Annotated in this window: 9 protein-coding genes; 4 read left to right on the top strand and 5 right to left on the bottom strand. The window is 74.8% G+C overall.

The genetic code is table 11. The features are described 5' to 3' along the window. Positions 1-21 precede the first annotated feature (21 nt). From HCN51_RS26300 to HCN51_RS26290, 3 genes are all read right to left on the bottom strand, one after another. On the bottom strand, positions 22-1,722 hold the full coding sequence (locus tag HCN51_RS26300) for an ABC transporter ATP-binding protein (protein ID WP_168012576.1): 1,701 nt from the start codon (positions 1,720-1,722) through the stop codon (positions 22-24). Next, positions 1,709-12,646, bottom strand: a complete 10,938-nt coding sequence (locus HCN51_RS26295; protein WP_168012574.1) for a non-ribosomal peptide synthetase — start codon at positions 12,644-12,646, stop codon at positions 1,709-1,711. The genes HCN51_RS26300 and HCN51_RS26295 overlap by 14 nt, the downstream gene beginning before the upstream one ends. 165 nt (positions 12,647-12,811) lie before the next feature. Continuing rightward, positions 12,812-14,686, bottom strand: coding sequence for an ABC transporter ATP-binding protein (locus tag HCN51_RS26290; RefSeq protein WP_346433804.1), 1,875 nt, complete (start codon positions 14,684-14,686; stop codon positions 12,812-12,814). 185 nt (positions 14,687-14,871) lie between these two features. Here HCN51_RS26290 and HCN51_RS26285 point away from each other — a divergent pair, with 185 nt between their 5' ends. Next, a complete protein-coding gene (locus HCN51_RS26285; protein ID WP_168012572.1) occupies positions 14,872-16,008 on the top strand; it encodes an alpha/beta hydrolase-fold protein in 1,137 nt (378 codons plus the stop codon). Here the strand turns inward: HCN51_RS26285 and HCN51_RS26280 are convergent. Further along, complete coding sequence (locus tag HCN51_RS26280; RefSeq protein WP_168012570.1) at positions 15,992-16,939, bottom strand: methionyl-tRNA formyltransferase; 948 nt, start codon at positions 16,937-16,939, stop codon at positions 15,992-15,994. The genes HCN51_RS26285 and HCN51_RS26280 overlap by 17 nt on opposite strands. A 112-nt stretch (positions 16,940-17,051) precedes the next feature. Here HCN51_RS26280 and HCN51_RS26275 point away from each other — a divergent pair, with 112 nt between their 5' ends. Together HCN51_RS26275 and HCN51_RS26270 are read left to right on the top strand one after the other, a co-directional pair. Beyond that, on the top strand, positions 17,052-18,371 hold the full coding sequence (locus HCN51_RS26275; protein WP_168012568.1) for a lysine N(6)-hydroxylase/L-ornithine N(5)-oxygenase family protein: 1,320 nt from the start codon (positions 17,052-17,054) through the stop codon (positions 18,369-18,371). A 99-nt stretch (positions 18,372-18,470) separates the two neighbouring features. Continuing rightward, positions 18,471-19,331, top strand: a complete 861-nt coding sequence (locus HCN51_RS26270) for an LLM class F420-dependent oxidoreductase (protein ID WP_168012566.1) — start codon at positions 18,471-18,473, stop codon at positions 19,329-19,331. 53 nt (positions 19,332-19,384) lie between these two features. Here the strand turns inward: HCN51_RS26270 and HCN51_RS58205 are convergent, their stop codons facing one another. Further along, on the bottom strand, positions 19,385-20,683 hold the full coding sequence (locus HCN51_RS58205) for an RICIN domain-containing protein (RefSeq protein ID WP_206067823.1): 1,299 nt from the start codon (positions 20,681-20,683) through the stop codon (positions 19,385-19,387). Between the two features lie 404 nt (positions 20,684-21,087). On the opposite strand from HCN51_RS58205, the gene HCN51_RS26260 reads away from it, so the two are divergent. Then, the gene (locus HCN51_RS26260; protein ID WP_168012564.1) at positions 21,088-21,981 is read left to right on the top strand and encodes a LysR family transcriptional regulator; all 894 of its coding nucleotides are present in this window, start codon (positions 21,088-21,090) and stop codon (positions 21,979-21,981) included. Positions 21,982-21,984: the final 3 nt, after the last annotated feature.

Below are 21,984 nucleotides of genomic sequence, written 5' to 3'. Positions count from 1 at the left end.
GTCCTTTCCCTAGCTGGGTGGTCAGCGAGCCACGGCTCGCCGGTAGGTGTCGTCGGTGGCCAGAAGGTCGCGGTGGGTGCCCTCGGCGGTGACGGCGCCGCCGTCGAGGACGAGGACGCGGCCGGCGGCGTCCAGGAGGGCGGGGCTGCCGGTGATGACGATCAGGGTTCGGCCGCGCCGCAGCCGCGCGAGGTTGCGGGCGATGAGCTGCTCGGTGACGGCGTCGACCGCCGTCGTCGGGTCGTGCAGCACCAGGATGTCCGGGTCGGCGGCCAGGGCGCGGGCCAGCGAGAGGCGCTGGCGCTGGCCGCCCGACAGGTTCGCGCCGCGGTCGCGGACCTCGTGGTCGAGGCCGTCGGGGTGCAGGGCGACGACGTCGGTCAGCAGCGACGCCTCGACGGCTTCGGCCACCCTCCGGCCGGTGCCCGCCGGGTCGATGTTCGTGCGCAGGGTGCCGGCGAAGATCTCCGCGTCGTACGGGTTGACCAGCAGGTGCTCGCGGACCGCCTCGACCGAGAGGTCCTTCAGCTCGTGGCCGCCGATCCGCACCACGCCCTCGTAGGCGTCCGGCGGCACCTTCACGGCGAGGATCGCGGCCAGGTCGGCCGCCTCGCGCGCATGGTAGGCGGCGATCGCCACGAACTCGCCCGCCGGCACGTGCAGCTTCAGCTCGCGCAGCGACCCGTACCGGACGCCGTCCACCTCCAGGTCCCCGCCCGGGGACGGGCGGCCGCCGCCCGGCGTCGTCACCGGGGGAGCGGCGAGCACCAGCGCCATCCGCTCCGCCGACGCCCGCGCGATCATCACGTACTTCGGCATCTCCGAGAACAGCTTGAGAGGCTCGATGATGAACTGCGCCAGCCCGACGGCCATGACGAGCTGGCCGATCGTGATCCGGCCGTCCAAGGCCAGCCAGCCCGCCGCCAGCGTCACCGCCGCGGCGAGGATCGCGTTCAGCGCCAGCGCGGCCCCGGCGTAGGCGCCGTTCACCTTAGCGACGGTGATCGCCTGGTTCCTCGCCTCGGTGCTCACCCTCCGGTACGACAGGAACGCCGCGTGGTTGCCGCCGAAGCCGTGCAGCGGACGCAGACCGCTGATCAGGTCGGCGACCTTGGCGCCCGCCCGCGCCACCCGCGCCTGCTGCTCGCGGGTGCCGTCGCCGATGCGCTTGGACAGCAGGCTGAGGATCGACAGGATCGCGACCGTCCCCACGATCACCAGCAGGCCCAGCCAGACGCTGGCGACGCCCAGCGCGACCGCCGTGATCAGCACCGCGACCAGCGAGCTGATCAGCAGCGGCACCACCTCGATGATGTCGGCGGTCTGGTCGGCGTCCTCCGTGGCGATGGTCAGGACCTCGCCGGACTTGAGGTCCACGTCCCTGGCCACCGGCTGCAGCCCGCAGTCGGCGACCCGCACCCGCCAGCGGTGCGCCTCGGTCGTGTTGGCCTTCTGCAGGATGCGCATCCCGAACCGCCACGACAGCGACACCGTCGTGATGATCACCGCCAGCGCCGCGACCGACCAGGCCAGCGAGGCGAGGCTGCGCTCCCGCAACGTGTGCTCGACGATGAGGCCGAGCGCGATGGGGAACGCGGTCTCGCCCGCCTGGTACAGGCCCATGAGGACGGTGCCCCAGGCCATGGCGCCCGCGTTGCGCCGCAGCGCCGTGCGCAGGATGGCGGAGCCCGTGCGGGGCTCCTGGACGTCAGTGGGTTTCATCGAGGTGCCCGGCGATCGCTTCGGGGGTCCGCAGGGCGAACAGGTCACGGATGGTGATGACGGGGCCGTACGCGCGGCGCAGCAGCCCCGCCAGCCGCACCGCCAGCATGGAGTGGCCGCCGAGCGCGACGAAGTCGCTCACCGCGCTCACCTCGTCGTCGTCCAGGTCCAGCGCCTCGGCGAACAGCTCGCACACGGCGCGCTCGGTCTCCGTCGCCGGGCCGCGCTCGGCCGACGTCGTCAGCGCGCCCAGCGGCCTCGCCTCCGGCAGCGCCTTGGTGTCGGCCTTGCCGTTCACGGTCAGCGGGATGGCCGCCACCTGGGCGTAGTGGCTGGGGCGCAGGTAGTCGGGCAGGCCCGCGCCCACCTCGGCGGCGACCTGCGCCAGGCCGGCGCCGTCCAGCACCAGGTAGGCGGCCAGCCGGTAGGCGCCGTCCACCTGCGGGTCGGGCTGGGCGACCGCGGCGGCGAAACGCACCGCCGGATGCGCCGCGAACGCCGCCTCCACCTCGCCGAGCTCCACCCGGTGCCCCCGGATCTTGACCTGCTGGTCGGTGCGGCCCAGGTACGCCAGGTTCCCGTCCGGCCGCCGCAGCACCAGGTCACCGGTACGGTACATGCGCTCCCCAGGCTCGCCGAACGGGCACGCCACGAACCGGTGCGCGGTCTGCCCCGGCTGCCCGAGATAGCCGCGCGCGATCCCGATGCCCGACACGTACAGCTCGCCCGGCACCCCGTCCGGCACCGGCCGCAGCCACGGGTCCAGCACGTACACGTCGGTGTTGTCGATGGCCACCCCCACCACCGGGTCCGCGCACTCGAACGTGCCGACGCCCAGCGTGTTGATGGTGTACTCCGTGGGACCGTACAGGTTGTAGCCGACCGTCCCCTCGGTCTCCGCCAGCCGCCGCCACAACGCCGGGGTGACCGCCTCACCGCCCAGCAGCACCAGCGGCGGCCGCCGCTCCGGGTCGTCGAGCAGGCCCTCGGCCACCAGCTGCTGCGCGTACGTGGGGGTCACGTTGATCACGTCGATCCGGTGCTCCAGGCAGTACTCCACCAGCCGGGGCGCGTCCCGCCGCAGCTCCTCGTCGCAGATGTGCACCTCGTGGCCGTCCGCGAGCCACAGCAGCTCCTCCCACGACATGTCGAACGCGAACGACACCGTGTGCGCGATCCGGAACACCCGGTGCCCGTGCCGCGCGAGCACCGGCTCGAAGATCCGCCGCTGGTGGTTGATCAGCATGTTCGTCAGCCCCGCGTACTCCGTCACCACGCCCTTCGGCCGGCCGGTCGAGCCGGAGGTGTAGATCACGTACGCCGGGTGCCGCAACCGGTCGGGGTCGTCCGGCGCGAACGTCACGAACGGCTCCGCCGCCGGCAGCGGCCGGTCCAGCTCGATCAGGTCACCCGTGAGGCGCGGCGCGACGGAGCTGACGGTGAGGATCACCTGCGGGCGGGCGTCCGCGACGATCGCGGCGATCCGCTCGTCCGGGTGGTCCAGCTCCAGCGGCACGTACGCCGCCCCGGTCCGCAGCACGGCGAACAGCGCCACGATCGAGTCGAGCGAGCGCGGGATCGCCAGCCCCACCGTCGCCCCCGGCCCGAGGCCGCGACCGGCGAGCACCCCCGCCACCGCCCGGCTGCGCTCCCGCAGCTCGGCGAACGTCATGCCGCGGCCGTGCGCCACGAGCGCGACCCGGTCCGGATCCCGCTCCGCCGCCCGGTCGAACCGGTCGACCACCGTGTCCGTGCCGATGTCCGTGCGCCCGGCCGGCACCGGCTCCGGCCCCAGCCCAGGCAGCGCGCCCACGGGCCCGCTCCACCGGGCCAGGTCGCCGAGCACCCGCAGGTAGTCGTCCAGGAGGCGGCCGGCGCGCCCGGTGTCGCCGTCGCGGTACTCCAGCTTGACCGTCAGCCGCTCGCCGGGCGTGACGACCCAGGTGAACGGGTAGTGCGTGGAGTCCTCCGCCCGCACCTCCGTGATGCCGTGCCGGGCGTTCAGCGCGGCCAGCGCGTCCAGGTCCAGGAAGTTCTGCAGCACGAACAGGTTGTCGAACAGCGTGTCGTGGCCGCCGGCGCGCTGGATCTCGCCGAGCCCCAGGTGCTCGTGCTCCATCGCCGCGACCCTGGCCGCCTGCACCTCCGCCAGGTACGCCCGCACCGGGTCTCCTGGGCGGGGCCGCGTCCACATGGGCACGGTGTTGAGCAGCACGCCCACGATACCGGACAGCCCCTCGCCCTCCCGCCCCGAGACGGTCACGCCGAACACCGCGTCGGCGCGGCCGGTGTGCGCGCCGAGCAGCAGCCCGAACGCGCCGGTCAGCACCGCGTTGAGGGTGACGCCGTGCGCCCTGGCCGCCGCGCGCAGCAGCTCCGACTGCTCGGCGGACAGCGTGCGCACCAGCGCGCGCGGCAGCTCGTCCGGGAGCGCGGGGGCGGGGCCGGCCAGCAGCGTCGGGCCGGGCAGGCCGGCCAGGTGCTCCGCCCAGAAGCGCTCGGACGCGGCGGTGTCCCGGGCGGCCAGCGCCCGGCAGTGGTCCTCGAAGGAGGGCGTGGCCGGGACCGGGACCGGCGGCTCGCCCGCGACGATCGCCGCGTACGCGTCGAACAGGTCGCGCAGCACGATCTCGCGCGACCAGCCGTCCCACAGCAGCAGGTGGTAGCTGAGCAGCAGGCCGTCCCGCCCGCCGGGCAGGCGCACCACCGTCAGCCGGATCAGCGGCGGCTCGCCGGGGTCGAAGCCCGTGTCGCGGTCGCGGGCGCGCAGCGCCTCGGCCTCCGCCTCGCCCGCCACCTCCACCGTACGAACATCGACCCGCCGGCCCGCCGCGAGCACCTGGACCGGGTCGCCGGCGGCGTCGGTGGTGAAGCCCGCGCCCGCCACCGGATGCCGGGCGATCACGTACGCCATCGCCTCGGCCAGGGCATCGGCGTCGAGCCGGCGCTCGAAGGTGAAATAGCTCTGGGCGACGTAGTGCCCGGCCGGGCCGGTGAGCTGCGCCTGGAAGAACAGGCCCCGTTGCAGCGGCGTCACCGGCGCCGTCCGCTCGGCCGTCGTGGCGGCCGCGGCGATCCGCTCCAGCGCCTGCCGCCAGTGGCCGGTCAGCTCGTCGGGGACGCCGTCCGCCAGGGTGAAGGCGGCACGCAGGGTCCCGGCGTCCGGGTCGAGCCAGGCGTTGACCTCCACCGCGTACGGGCTGCCGTGGCCGTCCGCGCCGGCGACGGGCAGCGCCCGGGACTCGCTGGCCGGGCCCAGGTAGTTGAACAGCACCTGCGGGCGGGCGCGCAGCAGCGGGGCCGTCTGCGGGTTGAGGTACCGGAGCTGGCCGTACGTGAGGTGCCCGCGCTCGTCCGGCAGCCGGTCCGCGACCTCGCGCGCGGCGGCGACCGGGTCGGTGTGCGCGCTGAGGCGCACCGGCGCGACGGCGGTGAACCAGCCGACCGTACGGGTGTAGTCGTGGTGTCCGAGCACCGGGACCCGGCCGTGGCGCTCCAGCTCGACGGCCAGGTCGGCGGGCTCCGGCTGGATCCGGGTCAGCGCCGCCCGCAGCGCCCCGCACAGCAGCTCGGTGAGACCGACGCCGAGCGCGGCCGGCGCGGCCCTGGTCAGGAGCGTGGTCAGCTCGGGCGGGATCTCCACCGTGGCCTCGCGTTGTCCCCCGACCGCGGGCAGCAGCGCGGGTGCTTCGAGCGTCTGCAGCCAGTGGCCGAGGGTGCCGGTCGCCTGGGCGGCGCCGGTCGCCAGGGCGTCGGCGTACTCGGCGTAGGACGTCGTGGGCGCCGCCAGGGGCGTTCCGCGCATGGCGGCGGCCAGGTCGTCCAGCAGGATCAGCCAGGACACCGCGTCGATGGCGAGGTGATGGGCGGCGATCACCAGCGTCCGGCTCGCCTCCAGCCAGGTGAACGCGACCATCCGCCCGGCCCCCGGGTCGAGCCGGTCCACGGCCGCGTTCGCCGCCTCCGCCGGGCTCATCGCCTCCGCCCGGGTGACGGCGACGCGCGGGGCCGGGCCGGTGCGCAGCGTCCACACCCCGTGCTCGACGTGCAGGCGCAGGCGCAGGGCCGGATGGGCGGCCACGACGGCGTTCGCGGCCCGCTCGGCGTCGGCGAACCCGGTGCCGTCCGGCGCCGCCAGCGTCCTGGCCTGGGCGAAGCGGGCGAGCGAGCCGCCCAGCTCGCGGCGGCGCAGGATGATCGGCGTGGGCGTCACCGGGCCGTCCTCGTGCCTGGCCGGCGCCGGCGCCGGTGGGGTGCTCGTGCCCGCGTGCTCGGCGAGGGCGCGGGGCGTGCGGTGCAGGAACACGTCCTTGGGGGTGATCCGCAGGCCGAGCGCGCGGGCGCGGTTGACGACGGTGATGGCGACGATGCTGTCGCCCCCGGCCCGGAAGAAGTCGGTGTCCCCGTCCGCCTCGGAGCCGGGCAGCACCGCGGCGAAGATCGCCGCGAGCGCGGCAACCGCCTGCTCAGCCGCCGGCGGCCCGCTCTCCGGCGCCGTCGGCGTCGGGGCGTCGGCTTCCGGCTCGGCGGCGGCGCGTTCGATCAGGGCCTGGCGGTCCAGCTTGCCGTTGACCGTCAGCGGCAGGGCGTCCACCCGCAGCACGCGCCCCGGGATCATGTACGCGGGCAGCTTCGCCCCCAGCGACCGGGCCAGGTCGCCGGGCACCTCGCCCACCACGTGCGCCACCAGGTGATCGCCGCTGCCGGCCACCGTGACGGCCGCGTCCACCACGCCGTCCAGCTCCCTGAGCGCGCTCTCCACCTCGCCCGGCTCGATCCGGAACCCCTTGAGCTGCACCTGGTCGTCGGCCCGCCCGGCGAAGACCAGCTCACCGTCGAGCGTGCGGCGGGCCAGGTCGCCCGTGTGGTACATGCGCGAGCCGTCACCCGCGAACGGGTCGGCCACGAAACGGCCCGCCGTCAGGGCCGGCCTGCCCAGGTAGCCGAGCGACACCTGGTCGCCGGCGACGTAGATGGCGCCCACCCGCCCCGGCGGCACCGGCCGGAGCCGGTCGTCCAGCAGGTACGTGACCAGGCCGAGGATGGGGCCGCCGATGGGGGAGCCGCCGCCGGCGAAGTCGTCGCCGGTGAAGTCGTCGCCGGTCAGCACCCGGTGGGTGACGTGGACGGTGGTCTCGGTGATGCCGTACATGTTGACCAGCTCGGGCGACGCGGTGCCGTACCGCTCGACCCAGCCGCGCAGCCGCTCCAGGTCCAGGGCCTCGCCGCCGAAGATGATCCGGCGCAGCGAGGTGATCGGCTCGCCGGCGTGCCGGTCGGCCTCGATGAACCGGTAGAACGCCGACGGGGTCTGGTTGAGCACGGTGACGCCGCGCTCGCGTACCAGGCGGTGGAAGTCGACGGGGGAGCGGGTCAGCGCGTAGTCCGGCACCAGCAGCTCGCCGCCGTGCGCGAGCGCGCCCCACAGCTCCCACACCGCGAAGTCGAAGGAGGAGGAGTGGAACTGCACCCACACGTCGTCCGGGCCGAAGCCCATGTCGGCGCGGGTGTTGGCGAGCAGCGCCACCACGCTGGAGTGCGGGACGACGACGCCCTTGGGGCGGCCGGTGGAGCCGGAGGTGTAGATCACGTAGGCGGGGTCGTGCGGGCGGGCCTCGCAGATGGGGCCCGCCGTCGTCTCCAGGAGCGGTTCATCCCCCAGGACGAGCACCCGCGCCCCGCTCGCCAGCCCGGCGAGGCGGTCGCGGTGTTCCCGGTCCACGAGGACGACGCGCGGGGCGGCGTCCGACAGCACGTACCGGAGCCGTTCGTCCGGGTAGGCCAGGTCCAGCGGCACGTACGCGCCGCCCGCGCTGACGACGGCGACCAGGGCGACGACCTGCTCGACGGAGCGCGGCACGGCGACCGCGACCCGCTCGCCCGGCCCGACCCCGGCCGCGCGCAGCACGGCGGCCAGCCGGTCCTTCGCCGCCGCCAGCTCGCCGTAGGTGAGCGAGCGGCTGCCACCGTCCAGCCCGCACTGCGTGACGGCGACGGCGGCCGGGTCCCGGCGCGCGGCGGCGTCGAACAGCTCACCCAGAGTCGCAGGGACGACCTGCGGCGCGTCGCCGGAGGCCAGGTCGCGCACGAGGGCGTCCGGCCGGGTCAGCAGCCCGGTCAAGGCGCGGGTGAACGTGTCCAGGATCGCCCGGGCACCCCTCTCCCGCAGCAGCTCACCGTCATAGATCAGGTTGAAGCGCGCCCCGCCGTCCGCCGCCCGCTCCACCACCAGGGTCAGCGGGTAGTGCGGCGCGCCCTCGTTCACGACCCGGGTGATGGCGAGGGAGTGACCCGGCAGGCGCAGGCTGTCCACGTCGGTGGCCACGTCGAAGACCACGAGCGTGTCGAACAGCGGCCCGCTCCCGGCCTGCCGGCCGATCCTGGCCAGCGAGACGTGCTGGTGCGGCAGCACCGCGCTCTGGTGCTCCCGCACGGAGCCGAGCAGCGCGCGGGACGTGGTGGCGGCGTCCCACCGCGCGCGGACGGGGATCGTGTTGATGAACAGGCCCACCATGTCGTCGATGCCGGGCACCGGCGCGTCGCGGCCGGACACGGTGGAGCCGAAGACGACGTCGGAGCGCCGCAGCAGCCCGCCGAGCGTCACCGCCCACGCGCTGTGCACGGCGACGCTGAGCGGCACGCCCGCCGCCCTGGCGGCCTCGTCGAGGTCGCCGTCCGGCCGCACGGCGGTGTCGGCGAACCGGCCGGACGGGGTGTGCCCCTCGGCGACCAGGGCGGGGCCGGGCAGCCCGGCGAGCTGCTCGCGCCACACCCGGTCGCTCACGTCGTCGTCCTGCCCGGCCAGCCAGCGGACGTAGCCGGGGAAGCCGGCGCGCGGGTACCCGCTGCCGGGCGCGTGGTACTCGGCGAGCAGCGCGCGCAGCATCGCCGGCACCGACCAGCCGTCGGCGATGATGTGGTGCACGGTCTGCACCAGGACGTGCCCGCCGGAGCGGGTGCGGACGAGCGTGTAGCGCATCAGTGGCCCGGCCGCCAGGTCGAACCCGGCGCGGCGGTCCCGCTCGGCGTAGCCGCCGATCTCGTCGTCGGCCAGCTCGATCGTGCGGAACGGCGCCGTCGCGCCGCTCTCCAGCACCGACACCACGCGGCCGTCGGCCAGCGCCACGAACCGCGCGGCCAGGTTCGGGTACAGCGTGAGCAGCCGGGTGGCCGCCGCGGCGAGCCGGCCGGCGTCCACCTCGCCCTCCAGCGTGAGCAGTTGCTGCTCGACGTAGCTGCCGGCCGAGTCGTCGTCAAAGACGGAGTGGAAGTACAGGCCCTCCTGCAGCGGGGTCAGCGGCAGGACGTCGAGCAGCGCCGGGCCGTCGAGCGCGTCCACGTCGGCCTGGGTGAGGGACAGCGGGCGGAAGTCGCTGGGGGAGTGGCCGCCGCCGTCGAGCGCGGCCAGCCCGGACAGGGCCGCCAGGAAGTAGTCGCCGATCGTCGCCACGTCGTCGTCGGTGAACACGCCTTCCGGCCAGGAGATGGTGGTGACCAGCTCGTACGCGCCGGTCGGGCCCGGCTCGGCGATCGCGTTGAACTCCAGGGCGCGCGGCAGCCGCATCCCGGGGTCGCGCCGCTCGCCGAGCTGCCCGGTGGTGGCGCCGGCGAGCTGCCAGTCCCCGGAGCCGCCCGCGTCGTAACGGCCCAGGTAGTTGAACAGCACCTGCGGCGCGGGCGCGTCGAACGCGGCGCCGGCCAGGTGCCGCAGCACGCCGTAGGACAGGCCGTTGCCCGGTACCCGGGCCAGACCCTCCTTGACGGCCTTGAGCGCGGCCGTCAGGTACGCGGGCGAGGTGAGGTCGCCGGCCGCGCCCGGGTCCACGGTCACGGGGAACAGCGTGGTGAACCAGCCCACGGTCCGCGACAGCTCCGGCTCGAACCCGGCCGCCTGCGCCACGAACCGGCCCTCGCGGCCGTGCCCCTCCAGCTCGACGTGCGCGAACGTCTGATCCTGCCCCAGGTCGCGGCGCCGCCGGGCGAGGGCGACGGCGAGCGCGGTCAGCAGCACGTCGTTGACGCCGGCGTGGAAGCGCGCGGGCAGCTCGCCCAGCAGCGCGGCGGTCACCTCGGGCCCGGCCGTGACGACGCGCGACCGCTCGCGGGCGACGGTGTCGGCCCCGGTCAGGCGGCGCCGGCCGAGCGGCAGGTCCGGCCCCGGCAGGGGGCGCCGGTAGTGGTCGAGGTCCTGCTCGAACGGCGTGCGTTCGAGCAGCTGCGTCCAGCGCCGGAACGACGTGCCGGCCGGCGGCAGCTCGATCGGCGCGCCCGAGGCGAGCTGCCGCCAGGCGGTGGCCAGGTCGTCCATCAGGATCCGCCACGAGACGCCGTCGATCACCACGTGGTGGGCGGCGAGGACGAGCTGCCGGGCCGCGCGCCGCCAGACCGCCCCGAGCATCACGCCCGCGTCCGGGTCCAGGCCGGAGGCGGCGAGCGAGACGCACGCGTCGAGCGGCAGGTCGCTCTCCTCCCACCGGACGGCCGCCCCGCCGGGGGCCGGGACGTCGAAGCCGCGCTGCACCGCCACCCCGCCGGGGGCCGGGACGTCGAAGCCCCAGCGGTCGCCGCGCACCAGCCTGGCCCGCAGCATGTCGTGCCGGTCGAGCAGCGCGCCGAGCAGCCTGTCGAGCGCCTCGGGGGTCAGGCCGGCCGGGGTGTTCAGCACCACCGACTGCACGAAGCCGTCGATCGCGTCGGTGGTCTCGCCGAGCCAGCGCACGATGGGCGAGCCCGTGACCGGGCCGGTCGCGACGTCCTCCAGGTCGGCGACGGCGCCCTCGTCCCGCCGGGCCGCCGCCGCCAGCGCCCCCACGGTGGGGGCGGTGAAGATGTCCGTCGCCGTGACCCGCAGCCCCGCCTCGCGCAGCGCGCTCAGCAGCGAGATCGCCAGCAGGCTGTCGCCGCCGAGCGTGAAGAAGCTCTGGTCCACGCCGACCTCGTCCAGCCCCAGCACCGCCGCGACCGCCGCGCACACCACCCGCTCGTTCTCGGTCGCGGGCGCCACGAGCGGCCCCGCCTCGACCGCGGGCTCGGGCAGCGCGCGCCGGTCCAGCTTGCCGTTCTCGGTGAGCGGGAACTCCTTCATGACGACGACGTGCGCCGGCACCATGTAGTCGACCATGTTCCCGGCGGCCCACGCGGTGACGTCCGACGGCCGCAGATCCTCGCTGCCCGCCGCCGGGATCACGTACCCGACCAGGTAGGTGCCGCCCGCCGTGTTCCTCTTGGCGACGACGCAGGCGTGCCGCACGCCGGGATGCTCGGCCAGGCCCGCCTCGACGTCCTCCAGCTCCAGCCGCATGCCGCGGATCTTGATCTGGTTGTCGGCCCGGCCGAGGAAGTCCAGCGACCCGTCCGGGGCGAACCGCGCCAGGTCGCCCGTCCGGTACAGGCGGGAGCCGTCGGAGGCGAACGGGTTGGCCACGAACCGGGACGCGGTCAGGCCCGGCGCGCCGACGTACCCGCGGCCCAGCAGGAACCCGCCCACGTACAGCTCGCCGCCGACGCCCACCGGGACCGGGCGCAGCTCGTCGTCCAGCACGTACAGCTGCGTGTTCGGGTTGGCCCTGCCGATCGAGGTGGACAGCCGCTCCGCCGCGCCCCGGTAGATGACGTGCGAGACGCCGATCGTCGTCTCGGCCGGGCCGTAACCGTGGTAGAGGGGGATGCCGAGCCGGGTGCGGAAGCGCTCGTACAGCTCGGGGGTCAGCACCTCGCCGCCGCACCACACGTGCCGCAGGCTGCCCAGCCGGCCGGAGTCGCCCGCCATCTCCAGCAGCACGTCCAGCATGGACGACACCAGGTACGTGAAGGTGACGCGCCGCTCGGCGATCACGCTCAGCAGGTGGTGCGGGTCCCGCTCGCCGCCGGGCCGCAGCACCACCAGCCGGCCGCCGCGCACCAGCGGCAGGAAGATCTCGTTGATGGAGATGTCGAACGACAGCGGCGCCTTGAACAGCGACGCGTCGTCCGGGCCGAAGCCCAGGATCTCCCCGGCCTGCCACAGCAGCCGCTCGCTGATCGCCTCGTGCCGGATCATGGCGCCCTTCGGCCGCCCGGTCGAGCCCGACGTGAAGATCACGTACGCGAGGGCGGGGCCCGGGATGTCGAGCTCGGGCGCCTCGGCCGGGTACGACCCGAACCGCCAGTCGCCGAGATCGACGGCCACGGCCTCCGGCTCGCCCTCGGCGCGCTCGCCGGAGCGGTTGAGCTGCGCCGCCAGCCCGGCGTCCGCGATGACGACCGCCCGCCGCGCGGCGGGCCAGGCCGGATCCAGCGGCACGAACGCGCACCCCGCCATGAGCACGCCGAGCAGGCCGATCACCATGTCGGCCGAGCGCTCCAGCGAGATGCCGACCGTCTGCTCGGCGGTCAGGCCCCTGGCCGTCAGGTGGTGGGCGAGCTGGGCGGCCAGCGTCGCGGCCTCGCGGTAGGTCAGCGACCGGCGCTCGTCCACGATGGCCACGGCGTCCGGCCGGGCGCGGGCCTGGTCGAGGAACATCCGCACGATCGTCGGGCGGTCCCGCTCCGCCCCGGTGTCGTTCCACTCGGCCAGGGTCCGCAGCCGCTGCTCGACGCTGGACGGGCCGATCGTGCTCACCGGCCGGTCGGGGAAGTCGGCCAGGTCGTCCAGCGCGAGCTGCGCGTCCGCCAGATCGACGCCCTCGGGGACGGTGATGCCGCGCCCGGCGACCTCCCACCCCGTCGGCGCGCGCCCGCCCGCGCCGGCCCAGCCGATCACGTCGGTGAACAGGGTGCCGGGCGCGAGGTCGAGGCCGTCGGGGCTGCTGCCCGCCGCCCAGTACGCCAGCCCGATCGCGCAGGCTTCGACGAGAGCCCGGTCGGGATGGTCACCGGTCCGCCGGCGCAGGCCGGTCAGGCGTGCGGAAGAAAGCGATACGAGACGAGGGCTTGGTTCCAACATCGCAGACTCAGCCATCCCTTTCGGTTCACCTCGGTTTCGGTCGATCAACTGGCTCGCCACCCGGCGTCACCGGCGCTGGCCGGTGCCACGGGCCGCCACTGCTCGCTTGTCGCTCGGCGCGCCGCCACCGCTCGCTTGCCGTCCGGCACGCGGCGGCGGCGCCGGCTAGGCGGCTTGTCGCCATGCGCGCCACAGCCGCGCGTACCGGCCGTCCAGGGCCAGCAGCTCCTCGTGGGTGCCCTGCTCGACGACGCGGCCCGCGTCCAGGACGGCGATGCGGTCGGCGGCCATCGCCTGCGTCAGCCGGTGCGCCACGAACAGCGCGGTGCGGCCCCGGCACGCGGCCAGCACGGCCCGCTCCAGCTCGGCGGCGCCCTGGCTGCCGGCCTCGGCGGTCGACTCGTCCAGCACGACGACCGGCGCGCGGCCCAGGATCAGCCGGGCCAGGGCGAGCTGGGCGACCTTCGTGCCGTCCAGGCGCTCGCCGCCCTCGCCGACCACCGTGTCCAGGCCGTCGGGCAGCGCCGCCACCCACGGGCCGGCGCCGGCCGTGCGCAGCGCGTCCATCAGCTCGGCGTCCGTCGCGTCCGGGGCGGCCAGGCGCAGGTCGTCGGCGAGCGGGCCGGAGAAGACGTGCGTCTCCTGCGTCAGGATGCTGACCAGGACCCGCGCCCCGGCCTCGTCCAGCTCGGCCAGGTCGGTCGAGCCGATGCGCACCGACCCGGCCTGCGGGACGCCGATGCCCGCGATCAGCGCCGCCAGCGTCGACTTGCCCGCGCCGGTGGCGCCCACCAGCGCGAGCGACCCGCCGGCCGGGATCTCCAGGTCCACGTCCCGCAGGACCGGCCGCTCGGACCCGGGGTAGGCGAACGTCAGCCCCTTCACCACCACCGGATACGGCCCCGCGCCGGTCGGCCTGGTGGCACCCGCGCCGGTCGGCTGAGTGGCACCCGCGCCGCCCGCCGGCCGCTCTTGCGCCGGCTCGCCCACCAGCCGTTCCTCCGCCGGCTCGCTCAGCACCCCGACCAGCCGGGTCAGGCTCGCGCCCGACTTCTGTGCCTCGTCGAAGGTGAACATGATGGCGCCCAGCGGGTTGAACAGCCGGTGGAACAGCAGCGGCGCCACCGACGCCTCGCCCAGGGTGACGGCCCCGGCCTCCAGCAGCACGTACCCGACCACGATGATCAGGACCAGCCCGATGAACTCGGCCCGGTTCTCCCGGCCGACGAACCGCCCGAAGAAGCGGAACACCTCCACGCCGAGGTCGCGCACCCGCCACGACTCGCGGCCGACCCGCTCGCGGAAGACGCTCTCCAGCCGGTAGGCGCGGACGGTGTCGATGCCGTTCAGCCCACTGATCAGCGCCTGCGCGCGGTCGGCCTGGGCCTCGCGCTGCGCCCGGTAGAGCGGCGCGGAGCGGGGCAGGTACCAGCGCAGCGCCAGCGCGTACGCGGGCAGCGCCCCGGCGCCCGCCAGCCCGAGCCGCCAGTCCAGCCCGAACATGCCGGCCGTGGCGATGACGACGAGCACCCCGGAGGAGAACACCGTGGGGATCGCCTGCCGGATGCCCTTGGACACCACGGCCACGTCGTCGCCGACGCGGGAGAGCACGTCACCGGCGCCGACCTGCTCGATCCGGGCGCTCGGCAGCCCCAGCACGGCCCGCACGGCGCCTTCGCGCAGCCGTGCCAGCAGCTCCGCGCCGAGCCGCCCGATCAGGTATGCCGACGCCGCGGTGGCCGCCGCGCCGAGCAGGGCCGCGCCCGCCAGGAGCACGCCGATCGTGACGAGGATGGTGTGCGGCTCGCCCGCGACCACCCCGTCGACGACCCGGCCGAGCAGCAGCACGGGCAGCACCTGGAGCGCCGCTCCCGCCACGGTGGTGGCGGCGGTGGCGGCCGTCAGCCAGGGTGCCCGGCGGCAGGCGGCGCTCACCCATCGGGCGGCCTCGCGTCCGGTGGCCGTGCGCAGGGCGGCGCGTACCCGGGTGCCGCTCACGTCCTGGCCGCGACGGGCGGGGCGAGCCTGGGTGCCGCTCACGTCCCGGCCGCGACGGGCGGCGCCGCCGCTGATCGCCGTTGGGCCGTCAGGATCGTTCCTGGTGCAGGCATCGGGGTCCCTTGCTCGTCCGCTGCGATCTCGGCTGCCACCGTAACACGCTAAGATTAGGTAAGGCTAACCTATCTTCCTACTTCCGATCGACGGCAGGACGGACGGGCAGGCACATGGGCGACACCTTCGCCGGATACGGATTACCCGGGCAGCCGGGCAGCGACGCGTTCTGGGCCGCGGCGGCCACGCCCGCGTTCGCGCCCCGGGCCGATGGTGGCTGGACCGCCCTGTTCCTGCGGCGCGGCTGCGCGGCCACCGTCGCGTTCGAGAGCTGGTCGGAGCCCGTGCCGCTGCGCCGATGGGGCGGCACGGACTGCTGGTACGCCGAGGTGCCCATGCCCGCGCGGCTGCGGGTGACGTACCAGCTCCTCGACGCCGACGGAGCGCACGGCGACCCGCTCAACCCGGTGGGCGCGGGCGGCGAGCGGTCCATCGCCGCGACCCCCGACGCCCCCGCCCAGCCGCACTGGCCCGCCGTCGGCGCCGACGACGTGCTGCCGCTGCCGCGCACCCGCCTGCGCTGGACCAGCGCGCGGCTCGGCGGCCGGCGCACCGTGCGCGTGCACCCGGCGGGCGGCGGCGGGCCGATCGTCCTGCTGCTCGACGGCGACGACTGGCTGTACCTGCATCCGGCCATGACCGCGTTCGACTCGGCCGTCGCCCAGGGCGACCTGCCGCCCGTCACGCTCGTCTTCGTGCCCGCGGGCGACCGGCAGGCCGAGCTCGCCTGCGCGCCCGCCCTGTGGGAGGCGATCGGGGACGAGCTGCTGCCGCTGGTCGAGCAGAGCGGCGTGCCCGCCGGCCGGGACCGGATGGTGGTGGCCGGGCAGAGCCTCGGCGGGCTCAGCGCCCTGTACGCGGCGCTGGAGTTCCCCGAGCTGGTGTCCAGGGTGGCCTGCCAGTCGGGGTCGTTCTGGTGGGCGCCCGGCCCGCCCGACCTGGCCGACCCCCTGGGCGGTCCGGCCGGGGGCGCCGTCGCCGCGCGCCTGCGGGAGGAGCGTCCCGACCTGTCCGGGCTGCGCGTCGCGTTCGACGTCGGGGAGCACGAGCGGCGCATGCTGCCGCACTGCGAGATCGTCGAGACGCTGACGGAGCGGGCCGGCGCCACGGTGCGGGTCTCGCGCTCCCCGTCGGGACACGACCGGGCCGGGTGGCGGCACGCCCTGCTCCGCGACGTCGCCTGGGCGCTCGCCGACGGCGGTGGCCCGGCCGCGCCGCCGGGCCGCCGCGCGCTCACGGCCGGCGGGTGAGGTAGCCCCCCATGGTCCTGAACAGCTCGGTGGCGGGCAGGTCGGTGCCGTCCTCCGTCCGCACGCGCTCGATCACCAGCCCGTGACTGCGGCCGCGGCGGGCCTCGGCGCCCGCCACGATCACCACGCCGTCGCCCTCCCTGATGAAGATCCGCCCGGGCGTGCCCCCGTAAATGCCTTGGGACACGGAGGCTTTGAGCACGCGCACGCGCTCGCCCCGGTAGTGGGTGAAGGCGTTGGGGTACGGGTCGGACTGGGCGCGGACCAGCCGCTCGATGTCCTCGGCCGGCCAGCTCCAGTCGATGTTGCTGTCCTCGATCGAGCGCTTGTGGAAGAAGCTGGCCTTCGACCGGTCCTGCGGGGTCCAGTCGGTCCGCCCGGAGTCGATGAGGTCGAGCGCCTCGGTGACGATCGGCGCGATCAGGTCGACCGTGCGGTGGAACAGGTCGGTCGCGGTGTCCTGGGGGCCGACGGGCACGGCCCGCTGCACCACGATGTCCCCCGCGTCCAGTTCGTCGGACATCATGTGCGCGGTCACCCCCACCTCCTTCTCGCCGTTGATCAGCGCCCAGATCAGGGGCGAGAAGCCGGCGTAGGCGGGCAGCAGCGAGTCGTGCACGTTGAGGGTGCCGTGCCTGGGCAGGTTGAAGATCTCCGGCGGGATCCAGGTCCGCCAGTTGTTGGCGACGATGAGGTCCGGCTCGGCCTCCTTGAGGCGGACCATGAGCTCCTCGTCGTCCGGCCGGTTGCGCAGCAGCACCGGGACGTCGTGTGCCTCGGCCAGCTCGGCCACCGAGTCGCTCCAGATCCGCTCGTAGGCGTGATCGCTCTTGGGGTGGGTGACCACCAGGACGACTTCGTGTGCCGAGTCCAGCAGTGCCTGGAGCGTGCGATGGCCCCAGGTCTGGTAGCCGAACATCACGACCCGCATGGTGCCTCCTTGTCGAGGGCATCAGATTAAGTTAGGCTCGCCTTAATTAGGCAAGGCTAACCTAATTTATGCCATGACTCCACCCCCGTTACAACCCGGCGGAAAGGCATCCATGTCCTCAGCGGAGCAGCACGTCCACGACCTCGTAGGCATCGGTTTCGGGCCGTCCAACCTCGCCCTGGCGATCGCGTTGCAGGAGCGCCAGGAGCGGACGGGCGACCTGCTCGACGCCGTCTTCCTCGAGAAGCAGCCCGCCTTCGGCTGGCACCGTGGCATGTTGCTGGAAGGCACGACCATGCAGGTGTCCTTTCTGAAGGACCTGGTCACCATGCGGAACCCCACGAGCCCGTTCAGCTTCCTGTGCTACCTCCAGGACAAGGGACGGCTGCTCGACTTCATCAACCACAAGACGATGTTCCCCTCCCGCATGGAATTCCACGACTATCTCGAATGGGCCGCCGCCCGCCTGTCCGAGCGGGTGGAGTACGGCTCCGAGGTCGTCGCCGTCACCCCGGCCCAGGCCGACGGGGCCGGCGGGGCGATCGAGGCGCTCGACGTGGTCGTCCGGCAGGCCGACGGCACGCTCGTCACCCGCCGCACCCGCAACCTCGTCCTGGCCACCGGCCTCGAACCGGTCCTGCCCGAGGGCGTCGTGAGCGACGAGCGCGTCTGGCACAGCGAGGACCTGCTCGACAAGCTGCCGTCACTGCCCGAGCCGCGCAGGATCGTGGTCGTCGGCGCCGGGCAGAGCGCCGCCGAGGTGACCGAGCACCTGCACGGCGCCTTCCCCCAGGCCGAGGTGTGCGCGGTCTTCAGCAAGTACGGCTACACCCCGGCCGACGACAGCTCCTTCGCCAACCGCATCTTCGACGCCGTGGCCGTCGACCACTTCTACACCGCCCCCGACGAGGTGAAGGCGCGGCTGCGCGCCTACCACGCCTCCACGAACTACTCCGTGGTGGACCTCGACCTGATCGACGAGCTGTACCGCCGCCACTACCAGGAGAAGGTGCAGGGCAAGGAGCGCCTGCGCATCCTCAACGCCTCCCGGCTCACCGGCGTCGAGCGGGACGGGAGCGGCGTGCGCGTCACCGTGGAGTTCCTGCCCACCGGCGAGCGCACCCTGCTGGAGGCCGACGTCATCGTCTACGCCACCGGCTACCGGCCCGCCGACCCGCTCAACCTGCTCGGCGAGGCGGGCCGGCTCTGCGAGCGGCTGCCCGGCGGCGGCGTGCGGCTGGACCGCGACTACCGGGTGGTCACCGCGCCGGAGCTGCGCTGCGGCATCTACGTGCAGGGCGCCAGCGAGCACACCCACGGCCTCACCTCGACCCTGCTGTCCAACACGGCGATCCGGGTCGGCGAGATCGTCGAGTCGGTGGCCGACCGGCTCCGCAGCGGCAGCCTCGACTCCTACGCCCTTTCGCGCTGACAGCTCCCACGACCCCCTGCGCCCCGGCCGGGCGGACCGTCGCCCGGCCGGGGCGCGGGGCCTTGACTCCGGGGAACGCGAAGCGATGTGATCCCTGTCATGAATCTCTCCGGTGTGGGCGTGTGGAGCCACCTCCTGCGGTTCGGCGACCCGGGCGAGGCCGCGGACGCGGCGGCGGAGCTCGAGGAGCTGGGATACAGCGCGCTGTGGTTCCCCGACGGGGGAGGCCCGGTCTTCGAGGCGGTCACCCACCTGCTGACCGCCACCCGCCGCATCGTCGTCGCCACCGGCATCCTCAACCTCTGGATGCACGACCCCGCCTACGTCGCCGCCTCCTTCGCGTCCCTGTCCGCCGCCTACGACCGCCGCTTCCTGATGGGCATCGGCGTCAGCCACGCGGTGGCCGTCGACCGGGAGGAGCCGGGCCGCTACCGCCGGCCGCTGGCGGCGATGACGGCCTTCCTCGACCAGCTCGACCAGGCCGGCCCGCCCGTCCCGGAGGACAGCCGGGTGCTGGCCGCGCTCGGCCCGAAGATGCTGGACCTCGCCGCGAAGCGGGCGCGCGGCGCGCACCCCTACCTCGGCACCCCCGAGCACACCCGGCGGGCCCGGCAGGTGCTGGGCGAAGGCCCGCTGCTGCTCCCGGAGCAGACCGTGATCCTGTGCTCGGGCAGGGACGAGGCGCGCGCGATCGGCGACGGCTGGCTGCGCGGCTACCTGGAGCTGCCGAACTACGCCAACAACCTGCTGCGGCTCGGCTACACCCCCGACGACCTGGCGTCGGTGAGCGACCGCCTGTTCGACGACGTGATCGCCTGGGGCGACGAGGAGGCGATCGGCCGACGGCTGGACGAGCACCGTGCCGCGGGCGCCGACCACGTGTGCGTGCAGGTGCTCACCGCGAACGGCGACGCCTTCCCCCGCCAGGAGTGGCGCGCCCTGGCCGCCGCGCTCACCTGATCACGATCCCGGACGTCATCCCGCCGCGCTCACCTGCATCACGACCGCTGACGTCATCCCGCCGCGCCGAGGTGCCAGATCTGCGAGGCGGCGTTCGCGCACGGGGTGACCCGCGCCTCGGCGCCGTCCGCCGTGGAGCCGTCCGCGACGTCCAGGCACAGCGCCTGGTTGTTGCGCGGCTTCACGAGATACGCGGACCTGCCCACCGCGACCGGCAGCCAGTCCTGCGCGCCGGTCCCGTTGCACGTCCACAGGTGCACCTTGTCGCCCGGGTCCACGGAGATGTTGCCGTTGGGCACGTCCAGGCACGTGCCGGACTTGGGGTTGACGAAGGAGAACACGCCCGCGGCCCGCCGCTCGGCCCGCCACCGCTGGGCCAGCGCGCCGCCGCAGGTCCACTGCTGGATGCGGGTGCCGTTCGCGACGGCCCCCTCGCTGACGTCCAGGCACCGGCGGCTGCCGAGGTTGACGGCCCGGTAGACGGCCGCGTCCGCCACGCCGGCGGCGTCGCCCGTACCGGAGGAGGGGCCGGTGGCGACGTACGCCTTGCACGTCCCGTCGGCGACGTCGGTGGCGATCTCCAGCACCCGGCTCCCGTCCACGGACGGCAGCAGCGGCGAGCTGTAGTTCTGGCAGGGCTGGTACAGGCCGGGGTCGGGCGGCGTGAGGTCGATGCCGACCCGGACGGGGGCGTCGATCTCGTACCAGGCGCCCGCGCCGTTCGCGGTGTTGACGAGCACGGTCCGGCCGCTCTCCGGCAGGACGCCGGCCTGGCCGGTGTCGCCGCCGGTGCGCACCAGCTTGCCCACCACCAGGAGGCGCCCCTGCGGGCCGCCGTCCGGCGCCCACGCCACGGTGGGCGCGTGCGCGAGGTGCTTGCCGTCCGCGGTGCGGATGATCGTGCCGGGGTCGCGCGGGTCGCCCCAGTCCCAGCCGTCAGCAGAGGTACGCAGGTGGACGCGGCAGCCGTGCCCGCCGGCCACCGGGGCCGGCTCGCAGTACTCGTACACCATGACGTACCGGCCGTCGGGCAGGGGCCGGACCACGGGCATGCCGGGGCTGTCCGCCGGTACGTCCGAGGCGACCGTGTTCACCTTGGCGCTCCAGGTGCGGCCGCCGTCGGCGGACCGCACGCGCGCCAGCGTCTGGCCGTGGGCGGGCTGCTGGGTCTTGTCCGAGAAGTGCATGACGAGCTGCCCCGGCACCTCGGAGAACTCCGGCTCCCACAGGCCGTGCCCGGTGGAGCCGGTCACGATCGGCGCCGGGAGCGGCGTCCAGGTGTAGCCGTGGTCGGCGCTCGTCCAGGCGACGATCCGCGCGTTCGGATCCGGCTCGCTCTCGCCGCCGCCCACGGTGTTGATCGAGGTGGCCCAGATGAGCGTGCCGGCCGGGCTGGCGCCGAGCTCGCGCGGGAACTCGTACAGGGCCGCGCAGCACGAGAACTCGCCCGGCGCGAGCGCGGCCGGGATCTGACTGATCTTGCGGAAGGTCCGCCCGTCGCCGGTGCTCTCGTGGATGGTGCCGCCGGCGCCCGTGTTCGTGGCGGCGAGGACGCGGCCGTTGTGGGCGGCGTCGGCATGCTGCAGCCGGATGACGCGCGGGTACCAGGCCGCGCCCCCGTCGAGCGGCGGCGCGGCCGGCGCCGCACTCGCCGGTACGGGGTGGCGCCGCGATTGTTCGGCACCCCTGATCAGCGCCCGAACATTGGTGCTTACACTATGACGGCCGTTACACCGCGGGGAGGGAACGCGAGCCGATGAGCCTTCGCCAGTTCGAGTACGCCCTGGCCGTGGCCGAGCAGGGCTCGGTGACCGCGGCGGCGGAGCTGCTGCACGTCGCCCAGCCGTCGGTGTCCCAGCAGATCCGCGGCCTGGAGCGAGACCTCGGCGTCCAGCTGTTCGAGCGCACCCCGACCGGCCTGGTGCCCACCGCCGTCGGCCGCGCGTTCCTGCGGGAGGCCGAGATCGCGGTGCGCGCGTCCAGGCGGGCGCGGGCGACGGCGCGGGCCGGCGCCGGCGAGCTGGAGGGCGAGCTGGTCGTCGCGGCCCAGATGGGCTTCGGCACCCGGCAGCTGCCCGGCGCGCTCGGCGCGTTGCGCCGCCGCTTCCCCCGGCTGGAGGTCACCGTCTTCGAGGAGCCCAGCTCCGCCGAGCTCGACCGGCTGTGCCGCAAGGGCGTGCTGGACCTCGCGCTGATGGCGGCGTGCGAGCGCGCTCCCGCCAACGCCCACCGGCTCGGCGGCGAGGAGTTCGTCGTGGTGCTGGGCGACGGGCACCGGCTGCTCGCGGCGGACCGGATCGAGCTGGGCGAGCTGGAGGGCGAGCCGTGGATCAGGTTCGACCGCGACAGCGCGCTCGACGGCGTGCTGCTGGCCGTGCTGCGGGACAACGACCTGACCCCGGCCACCGCCGCCCGCGTGTCGCAGACGGCGACGGCGGTGCGGTGGGCCGCCCACGGGCTGGGGGTCACGCTCGTCCCGGCCTCGGCGGTGCCGCACGGCTACGAGCACCTGGTCCGGCCGGTGTCCCCCGCTGTGTCCCAGCCCGTGATCGCGGTGGTCAGGGCCGGGGCGGGCCCGGCGGAGACGGCCCTGCTCGACCTGCTGCGCCAGGAGACCTGGCACGCCGCCGCCCTCTCCCCGGTGCCCTGACCG

The sequence above is a fragment of the Nonomuraea composti genome (assembly GCF_012034275.1).
GTDB classification, from domain to species: Bacteria; Actinomycetota; Actinomycetes; order Streptosporangiales; family Streptosporangiaceae; genus Nonomuraea; species Nonomuraea composti.
Note: the sequence above shows the minus strand (reverse complement) of the source record. Positions and strands in the feature narration are given on the sequence as shown.